The 14,282-nt window shown below is 66.9% G+C and carries 15 protein-coding genes; 7 read left to right on the forward strand and 8 right to left on the reverse strand.

The window, feature by feature from the left end; genetic code table 11:
* Positions 1-6 precede the first annotated feature (6 nt).
* The gene (gene glnA / locus AB0L70_RS17190) at positions 7-1,347 is read right to left on the reverse strand and encodes a type I glutamate--ammonia ligase (RefSeq protein ID WP_363684960.1); all 1,341 of its coding nucleotides are present in this window, start codon (positions 1,345-1,347) and stop codon (positions 7-9) included.
* 118 nt (positions 1,348-1,465) lie between these two features.
* Between glnA and AB0L70_RS17195 the strand changes: the two genes are divergently transcribed.
* Positions 1,466-1,885 carry a hypothetical protein gene (locus tag AB0L70_RS17195; RefSeq protein ID WP_363684962.1) on the forward strand — a complete coding sequence of 140 codons (420 nt, stop codon included), beginning with the start codon at positions 1,466-1,468 and terminating at the stop codon, positions 1,883-1,885.
* Here AB0L70_RS17195 and AB0L70_RS17200 read toward each other — a convergent pair.
* Both AB0L70_RS17200 and AB0L70_RS17205 read right to left on the reverse strand, forming a co-directional pair.
* Positions 1,811-2,746, reverse strand: coding sequence for an HTTM domain-containing protein (locus AB0L70_RS17200; protein WP_363684964.1), 936 nt, complete (start codon positions 2,744-2,746; stop codon positions 1,811-1,813). The two genes, AB0L70_RS17195 and AB0L70_RS17200, sit on opposite strands and share 75 nt — an antisense overlap.
* Positions 2,743-3,222 (reverse strand): hypothetical protein, encoded by a 480-nt coding sequence (locus AB0L70_RS17205; protein WP_363684966.1) that lies wholly within the window; start codon positions 3,220-3,222, stop codon positions 2,743-2,745. The genes AB0L70_RS17200 and AB0L70_RS17205 overlap by 4 nt, the downstream gene beginning before the upstream one ends.
* An 82-nt stretch (positions 3,223-3,304) precedes the next feature.
* On the opposite strand from AB0L70_RS17205, the gene AB0L70_RS17210 reads away from it, so the two are divergent.
* The gene (locus tag AB0L70_RS17210; protein ID WP_363684968.1) at positions 3,305-3,940 is read left to right on the forward strand and encodes a peptidoglycan recognition family protein; all 636 of its coding nucleotides are present in this window, start codon (positions 3,305-3,307) and stop codon (positions 3,938-3,940) included.
* Here the strand turns inward: AB0L70_RS17210 and AB0L70_RS17215 are convergent.
* Positions 3,889-5,094 carry a DUF418 domain-containing protein gene (locus tag AB0L70_RS17215; RefSeq protein ID WP_363684970.1) on the reverse strand — a complete coding sequence of 402 codons (1,206 nt, stop codon included), beginning with the start codon at positions 5,092-5,094 and terminating at the stop codon, positions 3,889-3,891. The two genes, AB0L70_RS17210 and AB0L70_RS17215, sit on opposite strands and share 52 nt — an antisense overlap.
* 112 nt (positions 5,095-5,206) lie before the next feature.
* Here AB0L70_RS17215 and AB0L70_RS17220 point away from each other — a divergent pair, with 112 nt between their 5' ends.
* Together AB0L70_RS17220 and panB are read left to right on the forward strand one after the other, a co-directional pair.
* Positions 5,207-6,982, forward strand: coding sequence for an NAD+ synthase (locus AB0L70_RS17220; protein ID WP_363684972.1), 1,776 nt, complete (start codon positions 5,207-5,209; stop codon positions 6,980-6,982).
* A gap of 155 nt (positions 6,983-7,137) precedes the next feature.
* A complete protein-coding gene (gene panB, locus AB0L70_RS17225) occupies positions 7,138-9,123 on the forward strand; it encodes a 3-methyl-2-oxobutanoate hydroxymethyltransferase (protein ID WP_363684974.1) in 1,986 nt (661 codons plus the stop codon).
* Here the strand turns inward: panB and AB0L70_RS17230 are convergent.
* The gene (locus AB0L70_RS17230) at positions 9,120-10,019 is read right to left on the reverse strand and encodes an aldo/keto reductase (RefSeq protein ID WP_363684976.1); all 900 of its coding nucleotides are present in this window, start codon (positions 10,017-10,019) and stop codon (positions 9,120-9,122) included. The two genes, panB and AB0L70_RS17230, sit on opposite strands and share 4 nt — an antisense overlap.
* 183 nt (positions 10,020-10,202) lie before the next feature.
* Between AB0L70_RS17230 and AB0L70_RS17235 the strand changes: the two genes are divergently transcribed.
* The gene (locus AB0L70_RS17235) at positions 10,203-10,700 is read left to right on the forward strand and encodes an NUDIX domain-containing protein (protein WP_363684978.1); all 498 of its coding nucleotides are present in this window, start codon (positions 10,203-10,205) and stop codon (positions 10,698-10,700) included.
* A gap of 63 nt (positions 10,701-10,763) precedes the next feature.
* Here the strand turns inward: AB0L70_RS17235 and AB0L70_RS17240 are convergent, their stop codons facing one another.
* Entirely contained in the window at positions 10,764-10,940 is a 177-nt protein-coding gene (locus AB0L70_RS17240; protein ID WP_363685386.1) for a hypothetical protein, read from the reverse strand.
* A 62-nt stretch (positions 10,941-11,002) separates the two neighbouring features.
* Complete coding sequence (locus AB0L70_RS17245; RefSeq protein ID WP_363684980.1) at positions 11,003-11,752, reverse strand: helical backbone metal receptor; 750 nt, start codon at positions 11,750-11,752, stop codon at positions 11,003-11,005.
* 292 nt (positions 11,753-12,044) lie between these two features.
* Here AB0L70_RS17245 and AB0L70_RS17250 point away from each other — a divergent pair, with 292 nt between their 5' ends.
* A complete protein-coding gene (locus AB0L70_RS17250) occupies positions 12,045-12,623 on the forward strand; it encodes a histone H1-like repetitive region-containing protein (RefSeq protein ID WP_363684982.1) in 579 nt (192 codons plus the stop codon).
* A gap of 563 nt (positions 12,624-13,186) precedes the next feature.
* On the opposite strand, the gene AB0L70_RS17255 is transcribed toward AB0L70_RS17250, so the two are convergent.
* Positions 13,187-13,375: a hypothetical protein gene (locus AB0L70_RS17255; RefSeq protein ID WP_363684984.1), complete on the reverse strand. Its 189-nt coding sequence runs from the start codon at positions 13,373-13,375 to the stop codon at positions 13,187-13,189.
* A 53-nt stretch (positions 13,376-13,428) separates the two neighbouring features.
* Between AB0L70_RS17255 and map the strand changes: the two genes are divergently transcribed.
* A complete protein-coding gene (gene map / locus AB0L70_RS17260) occupies positions 13,429-14,277 on the forward strand; it encodes a type I methionyl aminopeptidase (RefSeq protein WP_363684986.1) in 849 nt (282 codons plus the stop codon).
* Positions 14,278-14,282 lie beyond the last annotated feature (5 nt).

Here is a 14,282-nt window from a genome sequence, read left to right on the forward strand (position 1 = left end):
CGGAACCTACAGGACAGGCAGGAGCTTGTTGAGTTCGAAGGGGGTTACCTGGCGGCGGTAGTCCTGCCATTCGGCCCGCTTGTTGCGGAGGAAGAAGTCGAAGACGTGCTCGCCAAGGGTTTCGGCGACCAGTTCGCTGTCTTCCATCGCGCTGATCGCTTCGGCAAGGCTGCCGGGGAGGGGCTTGATGCCGAGGGCCTTGCGCTCGCGGGAGGTGAGGGACCAGATGTCGTCCTCGACCTCGGGCGGGAGCTCGTAGCCCTCCTCGATGCCCTTCAGGCCGGCGGCCAGCATCAGCGCGAAGGCGAGGTACGGGTTGGCCGCCGAGTCCAGCGAGCGGAACTCGACGCGCGACGACTGGCCCTTGTGCGGCTTGTACATCGGCACGCGGACCAGCGCGGACCGGTTGTTGTGACCCCAGGAGACGAACGACGGCGCCTCGTCACCGACGGCGAGCCGCTTGTACGAGTTCACCCACTGGTTCGTCACCGCGGTGATCTCGCCCGCGTGCCGCAGCAGGCCGGCGATGAACGCACGGCCGGTCTTGGACAGCTGGTACTGGGCGCCACCCTCGAAGAACGCGTTCCGGTCACCCTCGAACAGCGACATGTGAGTGTGCATACCGGACCCGGGCTGGTCGCTCAGCGGCTTCGGCATGAACGACGCGTAGATGCCCTGCGTCAGCGCCACCTCCTTCACCACCACGCGGAACGTCATGATGTTGTCCGCGGTGCTGAGGGCGTCGGCGTACCGCAGGTCGATCTCCTGCTGGCCCGGCCCACCCTCGTGGTGACTGAACTCGACCGAGATGCCCATCGACTCCAGCATCGTGATCGCCTCGCGGCGGAAATCGTTCCCGATCCCCTGCGGCGTGTGGTCGAAGTACCCGGACGAGTCGACCGGCTCAGGCGTCGTACCGGGATCGCCGACGAGCGACTTGAACAGGTAGAACTCGATCTCGGGATGCGTGTAGAAGGTGAACCCGAGGTCGGCCGCCTTCGACAGCGTCCGCTTCAGCACATGCCGCGGGTCGGCGAACGACGCGGACCCGTCCGGCATGTTGATGTCGCAGAACATCCGCGCGGTGCCCATCGTCTCGCCCCGCCAGGGCAGGATCTGGAACGTCGACGGGTCCGGCTTGGCCAGCATGTCCGCCTCGGTCACCCGGGCGAACCCCTCGATCGCGGAGCCGTCGAAGCCGATCCCTTCGGCGAACGCGCCCTCCAGCTCGGCCGGCGCCACCGCCACCGACTTGAGGAACCCGAGCACATCGGTGAACCAGAGCCGCACGAAACGTACGTCGCGCTCCTCCAGCGCGCGCAGCACGAACTCCTGCTGCTTGTCCATTGGTCCACCTCTCAACAACTGATCCTTGCAGGTCTCACACAGTGTGCCCCGACTCTGTTAAGCAGACGTTACGTGGCTCGGCGGACAACTGCCGCAAGAGGGCCTAGCGTGTTCCCTCGTGCAGACGATCTTCGGTACCGGCTACCAGGTCGCGCTGTTGATGGCCGCGGTCCTCTGCATCAGCGACCTGCTGCTCGGTACAGCGCGGTTCGTCCAGTCGATCCGCCGCAAGCGCCCGGCCGAGCGGGACGTGCTCGGCCGCCGCTGGCTGCCGATCCCGGAGCTCGGCTTCGGCATGTGCGCCTTCTGCTGCCCGGGCCTGGTCACGCTCGGCCTGACCCACCACAACGCCGACGACCTGCCGACCAAGCAGATCCTGCTCGCCGCCCTGGTTTTCGGGTACGCCGGAGCCGTATTGTCCCGGATCGTCCGCACACCGGGCCCCGGCGGCCGCCGATTCCGGCTACGCGCCGGCCTGCTGCTCGGCCTGCCGGCCCTGTTCGGCCTGGTCTTCGGCCTCTCGGGCGTTGCGACCTGACCCCTGCTTGCGCCCACGCTGCCTGAACTGACGCTGTTCGAACCAGGGCACGACCCGCTCGAGCGGAGCGAACGCGAGCCAGCAGACCACGGTCGGCAGGAAGTGGATCAGCAGGATCGCCGTGTTCGCCGCGTGGAACCCGAGGAAGAACAGGGCCCCGAGCAACTGCCACCGACCCTTGAGCCACAGGATCGCGGGCGACAGGAACTCCGCGGTGATCCCGACCCACTGCATCACGTGCAGCATCCACGGGTGATGCAGCAACCACTCCCCGACCGGGTGCGGCCGCCGTACGATCGCCCAGGTCAGCACCGCGCTCCCCGGCCAGGTCAACGCCCAGCCGGCACTCCGCAGCTTCGCGACGAAGGACAAGAAGTACGTCGCGATCACACAGATCTGCACACACCGGATCGCCCAGCCGGCCGCCTCGGACCGGGTCTGATCGCCGTACGACGCCAACCCGCGACGGCCGGCCTTGACCGTCGGGAGGACCCAGAGCGCGATCACCAGGGCGAGGTGGTCGTGGTCGACCTTGCCGTCGCTCATCCCGATCAGGACCCACCAGGTGAACGCCGGAGCGACGATCCAGCCGGCGATCCGCGGGAAGTAGTTACTCGCGCCGAGCAGGCAGGCCACGATCAGGACCCAGTACAGGGCGGTCGTGTTGGCGACCGACGGCTTGGGCAGCTCGAACATGCGGGCCAGCAGCAACGGTTGGTAGAGCCCGGGGTGCTCACCCTTCAGCCGGGTGTCCCGGACGAACGCGTGCATGTCGAGGATGACGAACAGGTAGAGGACTGTCCGCAGCCACGCGACGCGGGCGAGGGCGATGGTCGGAGTGAACCAGTTCGTCACCTTCATCGGCGTACCTGCCAGGTCGCCAACACCTCGGGCGTCGGCGGGCCGACGACGCGGCCCTTCACCAACTGCGTGGTGTCACGGATCAGCTCGAGCTTCACGTACTTGGGCTGATCCGGGTGCTTCTGCGCCCACCCGTCCGCCACCTGCTGCAACAACGACGGGTCCTTCACGATCTCCCCGGTCCGTGCCTCGATCTCGGCGCGCGCGACCCCGGCGCCCTCGATGTTCAGCGGTACGTCGACCGTCGTACCGACGTCCGTCTGCGCGCTGATCCGGGTGTAGGTGATCGACGCGTCATCCGGCACGGACATCGCGTACTGCGACATCGGGCCGAACGGCCACGCGTCGTCGGAGGCTCGCACGGACCCGTTGATCAGTAGGCCGATCCCGACGAGGGCGACGGCTACCCGCACGCCCTTGCCGACCCGCCCCAGCCGGACGACCCTCGTCCGCTCACCATCTGTCACGCCCGTCATTAGACCATCCTCGGTTTCAAGGGGTCACCGGTAGGGAATTTTCCAGACTATGACCGCCCCAGAAAATATCCAACGTGCCCACATGTCACGGCGCACCCTGCTCCGCAGCGCTGCCGCCGGCGGCGCACTGCTCGGTGGCATCGCCCTCTCGACCACAGCAGCCCAGGCCGCTCCGGCGCCGCGCTGCTACACGCGGACCGAATGGTCGGCGCGCCCGCCCACCGCCGCCACCCAGGTGATCGGCGCCCCCGACCACATCGTCATCCACCACACCGCGAGCCCCAATGTCACCGACTACACGCTGTCGGCGGCGTACGCGGTCCAGCACTGGATCCAGGATCTGCACATGGACACGAACGGCTGGATCGACATGGGCAACCAGCTCACGATCAGCCGCGGCGGGTTCCTGATGGAGGGCCGCAGCAAGTCACTGTCGTCGATCCGGAGCGGCCAGAACGTCATGGGCGCCCAGACCGCGAACCAGAACAGTCACACGATCGGCATCGAGCACGAGGGCATCTACGTGACCGAGAACGTGCCGACCGCGCTCTTCGACGTGTCCGTGCTGACCTGCGCCTGGCTGTGTACGACGTACGGCCTCGATCCGCACGCCGCGATCGTCGGTCACCGCGACTACAACACGACCCAGTGCCCGGGCGACGTCTTCTACGCCAGGCTCCCGGAACTCCGGGACCGCGTCGCCGCGATCGTCTCCTGATAGGTGATCCGCCGGATCAGGATCTCGAACGGGCCGCGGTAATTGGCGCGCCGCATCCGGTCGGCCAGCCACACGGTCGCCAGCCAGGTCGCGACGGCCAGCAGTGCCGTCGTGGTCGTGGTGAGCGTGCGGGACAGGTCGAGCAGGTACGGCGTGAAGACGACGGCCCACACCACGGACTGCGAGAGATAACAGGTCAGCGAACGCTGACCGACGGCCGCGATCGCCAGGGTCAGGTGGCTCTGGCGGTCGCCCCGTCCTTGATCGCCCGGTCTTTGGTCGCTTAGCCGGCGCGCGATCAGGACGATCAGAGCGGCGTACCCGAAACCGCCGAGGACACCTGACGCGTCATGCAACGGACCGAGCATCGTCAGCGCGTGGTCGCTCGGTTGGTCGATCACGCCGCCGACGACGAGCGAGACCGGGAGCGCACCGGCGGTCGCGATGGTGAGGCCGGCGATCGCCGTCGTCCGGAGCAGGGCGAGGTGCTCGGCCGGGCGCTCGAGGATGCGCCGGCGGCCGGCCCAGAGCCCGATCAGGAACGGCGTGACGAAGCCGATCCACCCGAGTCCGGCGATGAACGGCTGGACGATGATGCGATCGCCGAACTGGCCGAGGAAGTTCGGCGGCAGCATCGACGGGTCGGCCGCGTCGGACGCCGTCGCCATCGAGTCGCCGCTCGGCAGGGCGGTCAAGATGAGCACGAACGCGGCGACGATGAACAGCCAGCGGTCCTTCCAGCGCAGCGCCCACACGCCGAGGAAGAGGAGTACGCCGTACGCCGCGAGGATGTCGCCGATGTAGAGCAGCATCGCGTGCGCGAACCCGAGCACCACCAGGACGAGACTCCGCCGCCACAGCAGCTTCCGGATCGGCCACCAGTCCCGGCCGGCCTCGCGCTGCCGCCGGACGATCTGCGCGACGCCGTACCCGAAGAGCACGCCGAACATCGGGAACGCCCGACCGTCCACGAAGGTCGAGATCACCATCCCGACCACCCGGTCGACCCCAGAACCGGCGACCGGGAATCCCCCGAATACCCGATCGCCATAGACGAAGTAGTGCGAGTTGGCCAAGGCAATGAACAGCAACATGAAGCCCCGAGCCAGGTCCGGCCCCAGCGCCCGCTCACTCATCCCCGTCGGTCCCGTCATGCCATCAGTCAATCGGCGCCGGCCACCGCTCGCATCCACCCAAAGTTCCGCACTGCGTAAACCTTCGTACCTCTACGTAGGGAACTGGGCGCGGAACCAGTAATGTGCTCCCGTGCCTCAGCTTCGGGTAGCGCTTGCTCAACTCAATGTGACGGTGGGTGACATTGACGGGAATGCGGACAAGATCGTCGCGTGGACCCGCAACGCTGTCGAGCGGGGTGTGCACATCGTCGCCTTCCCGGAGCTCGGGCTGACTGGCTACCCGGTCGAGGATCTCGCGTTGCGGGCGTCATTCGTGGACGCGTCACAGGCTCGGATCCACGACTTGGCGAAGCGGCTGGCCGACGAAGGGCTCGGCGACATCGTCGTGGTCTGCGGCTACCTCGACCGCGCCGGCGGTACGGCGATGGGCATCGACCGGCTCGGTCGCCCCAAGGGTTCGCCGACGAACTCCGCCGCGGTGATCCACCAGGGCCGGGTCGTCACCAGCGCGGTCAAGCATCACCTGCCGAACTACGGCGTCTTCGACGAGTTCCGGCACTTCGTTCCCGGCAACACCTTGCAGGTAGTGCGTATCCACGGCATCGACGTGGCGCTGGTGATCTGTGAGGACCTCTGGCAGGACGGCGGCCCGGTCGCCGTGACCAAGGCCGCCGGTGCCGGGCTGCTGCTGGTTGTGAACAGTTCGCCGTACGAGGCCAACAAGGACGACGTTCGTGGCGATCTCGTCCGGCGTCGTGCCCGCGAGGCCGGCTGTTCGCTTGCCTACGTCAACCTTGTCGGCGGTCAGGACGAGCTCGTCTTCGACGGCGACTCGCTGGTTGCCGATGCCGAGGGCAAGGTCTTCGCCCGCGCGCCGCAGTTCGAGCAGGGCAGCATGGTCGTCGACCTCGAGCTCCCCGCCGCCGCCACCGGTACGCCGGAAGGTACGCACGAGGGCATCGAGATCGTCCACACCGTGATCCATGCGGACGCGTTGCCCTCGTACGAGCCGATGGACGCCGCGATGGCGCCGCGCCTGACCGACGAGGCCGAGATGTACGGCGCGATCGTCACCGGACTGCGTGACTATGTCCAGAAGAACGGTTTCAAATCCGTCCTGCTCGGGCTCTCCGGCGGCATCGACTCCTCGTTGGTCGCCGCGATCGCCTGTGACGCGATCGGCGCCGAGCACGTGTTCGGCATCTCCAACCCGAGCGTGTACTCCAGCGACCACTCGAAGGACGACGCCGCCGAGTTGGCCGCGCGTACCGGTCTCAACTACCGGGTGGTGCCGATCCAGCCGATGGTGCAGCCGTTCCTCGACACGCTCGGCCTGACCGGGCTGGCCGAGGAGAACCTGCAGGCCCGCGTCCGCGCGGTGATCTGGATGGGCCTGTCGAACGCCGACGGCCACCTGGTGCTTGCCTGTGGCAACAAATCTGAGCTGTCCGTGGGTTACTCGACCATCTACGGCGACGCGGTCGGTGGTTACGCGCCGCTCAAGGACGTTCCGAAGACCGTGGTCTGGCGGCTGGCGAAGTGGCGGAACGCGGACGCGAAGGAACGCGGCCAGCAGCCGCCGATCCCGGAGAACTCGATCGCGAAGCCGCCGTCGGCCGAGCTGCGCCCGGGACAACAGGACACCGACTCGCTTCCGCCGTACGATCTGCTCGACGACATGCTGGACGACTATGTCGAGCAGGACCGGGGTAGTGCCGAGTTGGTCGCCGCCGGGTTCGACAGCGCGCTGGTCAGCAAGGTGATCCAGCTGGTCGACAAGGCGGAGTACAAGCGGCGGCAGTATCCGCCGGGTCCGAAGATCACCCACAAGGCGTTTGGCCGGGACCGGCGACTGCCGATCACCAGCGCATGGCGTGAGGACGCACGAAAGGCAGCCGAGCACTGAGCGACTCCTGGCGGTACCGCCCAACCTCCTCCGACAGCCCGTGGGGCTCTGCCGAAGAGCTCGCCGGGCGCTCCGGCCTGCCCTCCGACGAGGTGAGCGATCGCTCACCCACAGGCGGTGGCGCTTACCCTCCGCAACGGTGGGACGATGAAGGCATGGTTGACAACTTCGCGTCGGCCGGTACCCCAGGTGACGACGAGGAACTGCCGTCGCCGTACGGGACCGGACCGAAGAACCGGACAACCGAAGAGAACCGCCGCTCCGAGTACGGCGACGACAACTGGCGGGACCGGGCCGGTGGCCTCGGCCTCGACCCATCGCCGTCCCTGCCGAGCGCACCCCGGTCGTACGAGCGCGGCCCGGTGCCGCAGCAGCCGTACGTGCCGAAGCCGCCGTACCTCCCGGCTGCACCGCCACCACCGCAGCAGCGGTACGGCGAACAGCCGCAGAGTCGGCCCGAGTACTACGGGGACCGCGAACCGACCCGTGAGACGCCGGCTCCGCCGCCGGCGCAGGGCCGTCCGAGTCCGTTCGGTCCGGGAAGCAACGGTGCGCCGCCGAACCGGCAGCCACAACCGCCGGCTACTCCGCCGCAGCAGCAGCGTCCGCCTGCGCCGCCACAGTCTCAGTCGCAGCCGAGCAACGGCGTGACGCAGCGTCCCGCGGCGCCGCACAGCTCGAACGGAAGCGCTAACTGGAGCCCGCAGGCTCCGACTCCTACGCCGTCCAATGGCTTGAGCAATGGCCATAGCAACGGGCACAGCAATGGTGTGAGTCAGCCGGCACCGCCGCCGAGCCCTGCGCCGCAACCGCAGCCTCAGCAGCAGACTCCGCCTCCGGTCGCGCAGGCCCAGAACCAGGCGCCGCAGAACCAGACGCCACCTCCGGCACAGCAGCAGCCGCAGCCGGTGCAGCCACCGCAGCAACAGCAGCAGCGACCGGCCGGGCCGCCCACTCCCCCGCCGAACTTCCCGGCGGACAGCCCGACGATCACGGCGTACATGCCGGAGAACATCGACGCCTACCGGCAGGACTCTGCGCCGAAGCAGGACAACCGCTACCTGGACCCGAGTGCTGAGTACGAGAGCACCGAGTACAGCAACAACAACAGCAACGCGGCAGCGAACGAGCCCAAGCGGGTCGGCGGGCGGCGACGTGCGGATGTGCAGCAGGACGCGCCGCCGCAGGTCTCCACCGAGCACGTGAGCTCACACCGCGCCGCGCGCAGAGCGCAGCCGACCGCGAGCACCGAGCAGCCCGGGTTCAGCGCGCCGTCTGCGCCGACCGAGAACCGGCCGCCTGAGGGCGGTGGTTCGGGTTCGGGTTCGGCCGAGAATCCCAAGCGGCCGCGGCGGTACCGCGTGCATCACCTGCGCGACATGAAGAACCGTAGCGAGAAGTGGGCAATGCTCACGGCGTATGACCAGTACACCGCCGAGATCTTCGACCAGGCCGGCATCCCGGTCCTGCTCGTCGGCGACTCCGCCGCGAACAATGTCTTCGGCTACGACACCACGCTGCGCGTCACCGTTGACGAACTCATCCCGCTGGCTCGCGCCGTCGCGGGTGCCGTCGATCGCGCGCTCGTGGTCGCGGATCTGCCGTTCGGCTCGTACCAGGCTTCACCCGAGCAGGCCTTCCACACCGCCGTGCGGTTCATGAAGGAAGCCGGCGTACATGCAGTGAAGCTCGAAGGCGGCCGCAACATGGTCCCGATGGTCGAGAAGCTGACCCAGTCCGGCATCCCCGTGATGGCGCACATCGGCTTCACCCCGCAGAGCGAGCACAGCATCGGCGGCTATCGAGTTCAGGGGCGCGGCGACCAAGCCGCCGGCCTGATCGACGACGCCGTCGCGCTGGCCGAAGCGGGTGCCTTCTCCGTCGTACTCGAGATGGTCCCCGGCGACGTAGCCGCCGAGATCACCAAACGAGTCCCGATCCCGACGATCGGCATCGGCGCCGGGCGCGACACCGACGCACAGGTCCTGGTTTGGCAAGACATGGCGGGCCTCCGGTCCGGCACCATGCCTCGCTTCGTCAAGCAGTACGCCGACCTGCGAGGCATCCTGACCACCGCAGCCACGTCGTACGCCGCGGACGTCGCCACGGGTGCCTTCCCGGGCGACGAGCACACGTTCTAGATCCAGGGCAGGCCGGAGCGTTCCGTCCAGTACTCCTCGGGTTGCTGGACGAACTCCGACAGCGGTCCGTCGGTGGCGTACGCGAGGTTGCTCTCCAGTTGCTCGGCGGTGATCGCACCGCTGAGTACGACGTCCGCCCACGGCTGCTCGACTGCGGCTCCGATCGCCAACGCGTCCGGGGCGACGCCATGCTGACGCGCGAACTCGTTGAAGGGCGTCTCGCCGGCTCGCGCGGTCAGGCGGCCGTTGGCCACGGCCTCTTTCACCACGACGAACCAGCCCGCGTCGTGTGCCTCGGCCAGCGCGGCGCCGGCTGACGTCTCGAGGACGTTCCACGTCGCTTGGACCGCGGAGAAGGGACCACCGACCTTGAGGGCTGCCCGCAGAGTGTCGGCCTGATGCGGACCACTGGTCGACAGACCGACGCGTACGCCGTCATCCGCAAGCTCACCGAGTCGATCCAGCAGTTGCTGGTCGCCGAGCGCTGGGCTGTCCGGCGTGAGGCTGTGGATCAGGTAGAAGTCGGGCGGTCCACCAAGCGCTTGAAGGGTCTCGGGCCACTGGCGTTCGAAGGTTGCGAGGCTGTGGTCCTTCACCTCGTTCAGATCCGCATCGGCCCGCCAATCGGCGACGTACGTGTATCCCCACTTCGAGCCGACGGTCAGCTGTGTACGGCGTTGCGGCGTCAGCCACTCGCCGAGGAACGTCTCGGCAAGACCGTACGAACGCGCGGCGTCGAAGTACCGAACACCTGCCTGCCACGCCTGCTCGAGCAACTGATGCGTGCGCAGCCGAAGATCCTCGACCGCCCGGCCCGGCGGGAGATCCTCGTCGTGGCCGAGGTTGATGTACCCAGGACGCCCCAGTGCCGCCAGGCCCAGACCGATACTTGCCATGCTCTGATCGTAGGCGTCACCGGCAAGCCTTCCGTCCTAGGTGTCACCGGCAAGCCTTCGGCCCTAGATGTCGCTGGCAACGCTAGGTGTCGCTGGCAGCGCTAGGTGTCGCTGGCAACGAAAAGGTGAGACGCGCCGCGTTGCACGACATCGGACCGCCTGTGTCCTCTAGCGTTTTGTTGTGTGAGCGAATCTCGGCTGCCACCACCCGGCACCGTCGTCCGGCGGACGACGGCCCGTGTCCTGCCGGTCCGACCGGACGGCAGGGTACTGCTGCTGCACGGCTGGGATCCGCTGAAACCACAGACGCCGTACTGGTTCACGATCGGTGGTGGCGTCGAAGCCGGCGAGGAAATCCCGGAAGCGGCGACCCGGGAGCTGCGCGAAGAGGTCGGCATCCTGCTGCCCGCCGACGCGCTCGGCGCACCGGTGGCGACGAACACGATCGAGTTCGAATGGGGCGGTGCGCGGATCATCCAGCACCAGACGTTCTTCGCGGTGGCGGTGGACGGCGTCGACGTGACGTTCGCCAACCAAGAGGAGCTCGAGCTGCAGACGATCAGCGCACACGGCTGGTGGTACGGCGACGACCTCGAGGCGACCGGTCAGGCCGCACACATCACGATCCCCGACCTACTGCGGCACGCGACCGACACGATCACGCTGCGCCGCGCCTCCTGATCCGGGCCGGTCAGCCTGATTCGGGCGGTCAGCCTGATCCGGGCGGTCAGCGCTTGCGGGCGGTCAGCGCTTGCGGGCTTCCTTCAGCACCTTCTTCGGGACCTTCTTGTCGACCTTGTAGTGGTCGCGATCGATCCGCTCCGCACAACCGGCCTTCGACAGGCGCAGCAGGACGACCGGGCACTTCTTGCACCTCGGCTTGTCCTTGCAGCACTTCTTCTTCGCGGTCATGGACGGCACGCAGCGAGTGTAGGTGAGGCAAACCTAAGCGTCTACCTGAGCGGCAATGACCGTGTCACAGGTCACTGCAGCTGTCCGCTGAGCAGTTCCCGCGCCTCCACCAGTGACGGCCCGTACCAGGTGAGATGACGGCCTGAGACACACTTCGCCGGCCGCGTGAATGCCTCCGGTCCATCCGTCGGTGAAAAGGCATAAGGCTCGTCCGGCAACACCACGATGTCGTAGTCGGGTAACTCATCCGGCTCGATCCGCGGATAACGTTCGCCGGAATGTGCAAGGACGTTGTCGATACCGATCCGGCTGAGCAGATCACCCGCGAACGTGTCCCGGCCCAATGCCATCCATGGTCTACGCCAGATTGGTACGACGGCCCTTCGACGCATCTCGTCGTACGTCGGAGTCCACACCGCGCGCGCATCCCGCAACCATCCGGGAACATCTCCGGTGATCGCGGACAGCATGCGTTCGAGTGAGTCGAGTGAAGCGTCGACGGTTGTCGGCGCGGTCACCCACACCGCGATTCCGCGTGCTCGCAACGCGTCCAGATCGACCGCGCGATTCTCTTCGGCGTTCGCGAGTACGACGTCTGGTGCGAGTTCCGCGATGACGTCGAGCGCAGGATTCTTGGTACCGCGAACACGTGTCACGTCGAGGTCCGCAGGATGCGTACACCAGTCGGTCGCACCAACGATCAGGTGTTGATGTGTGGCCGCGATCGACTCCGTCAACGACGGTACGAGACTGACCAAACGCGTCACTTCGAACGGCAACGAGACCACGTCTCCAACGTCGTCTCGCAGGCTCTCTCGCATGTCTGTCACCTCACTTCGTACAGGCCGTTGCCGACGACAACACTCGTCGAAAGTGCGGTTCGGCGCACAGATTGTGCGCGTGTCGCCAAGAAATTATTCAGCACCTCGGGCATGCTCGGTGCGGCACGGAATCCCTTCTGCACAAGGATTTTCGGCATTTGCCTGCCGCTTTGCGGCTCACACGCCTTAACCTGCGGACGTTTCGGGTGCTTTACGTATGCACCAAGTGTTGTCATCATCATGACGACGAGGAATCCACCGTGGTTTTCCTCAGCCGCACCAAGGAGGCAGAGTGCCAGCCAAGAAGGCAGCCGCAGGGAAGGCGACAGCCAAAAAGGCTTCTCCCGCCAAGAAGACTGTCGCGAAGAAGGCCCCGGCGAAGCGGACGACAACCGCGCGCAAGGTCAGCGCAGCGAAGAAGACAGTGACGAAGAAGGTGAGTGCGGCAAAGAAGACCGCCGCCAGGAAGACGGTGGCGAAGAAGGCGCCGGCCAAGAAGACGACCGCGAAGAAGGCCCCCGCCAAGAAGGTCGCAGCCAAGAAGGTTGCGACGAAGAAGGCGCCGGCGAAGCGGACCGTCGCGAAGAAGGCACCGGCGAAGAAGACCACGGCCAAGAAGACCGTGGCGAAGAAGGCTCCGGCGCGCAAGGTCGCCGCCAAGAAGACGACGGCGAAGAAGACCGTGGCCAAGAAGGCGCCGGCGAAGAAGACGGTTGCGAAGAAGGCTCCCGCCAAGAAGGTCGCGGCGAAGAAGGCTCCGGCCAAGAAGACCGTCGCCAAGAAGGCGCCGGCGAAGCGGACCGCTGCGAAGAAGGCCCCCGCGCGCAAGGCGCCGGCCCGCAAGACCGCAGCCCGCCGAGTAACCCGCTGACCCGGACGTCCGCACTAGCGCGACGCCCAACACTGCAACCCCCAGGGGCACCACCACCCGGTGGTGCCCCTCGGTGCATCCACTCATCGAGCGAACGAGCCGCCACACTCACACCCCCGCACAGCGGACGGCTTGCCAGTCGTCACACTCACAACACCCCCACGCAGCGGGTGGTTTGTCAGACGTCGCACTCACAACACCGCCACGCAGCGGTGGTTTGTCGGCTGTCGGACTCACAACATCACCGCGGAGTGGTGGTTTTCGGTCGTCGGACTCACGCGCCCCGCGTAGCAGATGGCTTGTCAGTCACAACGCCTCGCGCAGCGGACGGTTCGTCAGTCGCCGGACCCACAACACCCCCATGCAGCGGACGGTTTATCGGTCGTCGGACTCACAACGCCCTCGCGTGACGTCCAGCACTGCAACATCGAGGGGCACCACCACCCGGTGGTGCCCCTCGATGCATCCACATCCTTGAGCTGACTAGCCGCAGCACTCACAACATGCCCGCGGAGCGGGTGATTTGGTTGTCGGGCTCGTAACGTGCCCGCGTGGCGGGTTTGTTAGTCGTCGTCCCACTTTGGGTCGTTGTCCCAGGACTCGTTGCGTTCCTGGACTTTCTCCAGGGCCCGGGCAGCTTCTTCCGGGGAGTTGTACGGGCCGAGCCGGTCGCCCGACTTCGCACCCTGGTATTGCTCGACCTTGCCGGTCTTGGTGTTGTAGTACCACTCGTTGCTGTGATCGTCGCTCATCTGGATGACCACCTCCTGGGAGTCTTGTCGCAGCTCTCTAGAATGATCTCACCATGTCGATCATTACCCCCGGCAAGATCTCGCCGCGCCGCGAAGTTCCCGCATCCATCCCGCGCCCCGAATACGTCGGCAAGCCCGCTCCGACGCCGTACGACGGTTCCTACGTCACGGCGCCCGAACTGGTCGACAAGATGCGGGTCGCGAGCAAGCTGGCCGCGCAGGCGTTGCAGGCGGTCGGTGCGGCGGCCAAGCCGGGCGTCACCACGGACGAGCTGGACCGGGTCGGCCACGAGTACCTGGTCGAGCGCGGCGCCTACCCGTCGACCCTCGGCTACCGCGACTACCCGAAGTCGCTGTGCACGTCGGTCAACGAGGTGATCTGCCACGGCATCCCCGACGACCGCCCACTCGAGGACGGCGACATCGTCAACGTCGACATCACCGCGTTCCTGGACGGTGTGCACGGCGACACCAACGGGACGTTCCTCGTCGGCGACGTGGACGAGGAGAGCCGGCTGCTGGTCGAGCGCACGCTCGAGGCGCTGAACCGTGGCATCAAGGCAGTCAAGCCCGGTCGCCAGGTCAGCATCATCGGCCGCGTGATCGAGTCGTACGCCAAGCGCTTTGGGTACGGCGTCGTCCGCGACTTCACCGGCCACGGCATCGCGACGTCGTTCCACTCCGGCCTGATCATCCCGCACTACGACGACGAGCGTTTCGACGACGTGATCGAGCCCGGCATGACGTTCACCATCGAGCCGATGCTCACCCTCGGCACCTACGACTACGACCTCTGGGACGACGGCTGGACCGCCACCACCAAGGACAAGTCCCGCACCGCCCAGTTCGAGCACACCCTCGTAGTCACCGACACCGGCGCCGAAGTACTCACCCTTCCGTAACCCGT

Source organism: Kribbella sp. NPDC051952 (genome assembly GCF_040680855.1).
Classification (GTDB): Bacteria; Actinomycetota; Actinomycetes; order Propionibacteriales; family Kribbellaceae; genus Kribbella.

What these genes read in the sequence shown, in the direction of transcription:
- glnA (WP_363684960.1), bottom strand. Translation starts at nt 1,347, where the DNA reads ATGGACAAGCAGCAGGAGTTCGTGCTGCGCGCGCTGGAGGAGCGCGAC.
- AB0L70_RS17200 (WP_363684964.1), bottom strand. Translation starts at nt 2,746, where the DNA reads ATGAAGGTGACGAACTGGTTCACTCCGACCATCGCCCTCGCCCGCGTC.
- AB0L70_RS17205 (WP_363684966.1), bottom strand. Translation starts at nt 3,222, where the DNA reads ATGACGGGCGTGACAGATGGTGAGCGGACGAGGGTCGTCCGGCTGGGG.
- AB0L70_RS17210 (WP_363684968.1), top strand. Translation starts at nt 3,305, where the DNA reads ATGTCACGGCGCACCCTGCTCCGCAGCGCTGCCGCCGGCGGCGCACTG.
- AB0L70_RS17215 (WP_363684970.1), bottom strand. Translation starts at nt 5,094, where the DNA reads ATGACGGGACCGACGGGGATGAGTGAGCGGGCGCTGGGGCCGGACCTG.
- panB (WP_363684974.1), top strand. Translation starts at nt 7,138, where the DNA reads ATGGTTGACAACTTCGCGTCGGCCGGTACCCCAGGTGACGACGAGGAA.
- AB0L70_RS17230 (WP_363684976.1), bottom strand. Translation starts at nt 10,019, where the DNA reads ATGGCAAGTATCGGTCTGGGCCTGGCGGCACTGGGGCGTCCTGGGTAC.
- AB0L70_RS17245 (WP_363684980.1), bottom strand. Translation starts at nt 11,752, where the DNA reads ATGCGAGAGAGCCTGCGAGACGACGTTGGAGACGTGGTCTCGTTGCCG.
- AB0L70_RS17255 (WP_363684984.1), bottom strand. Translation starts at nt 13,375, where the DNA reads ATGAGCGACGATCACAGCAACGAGTGGTACTACAACACCAAGACCGGC.
- map (WP_363684986.1), top strand. Translation starts at nt 13,429, where the DNA reads ATGTCGATCATTACCCCCGGCAAGATCTCGCCGCGCCGCGAAGTTCCC.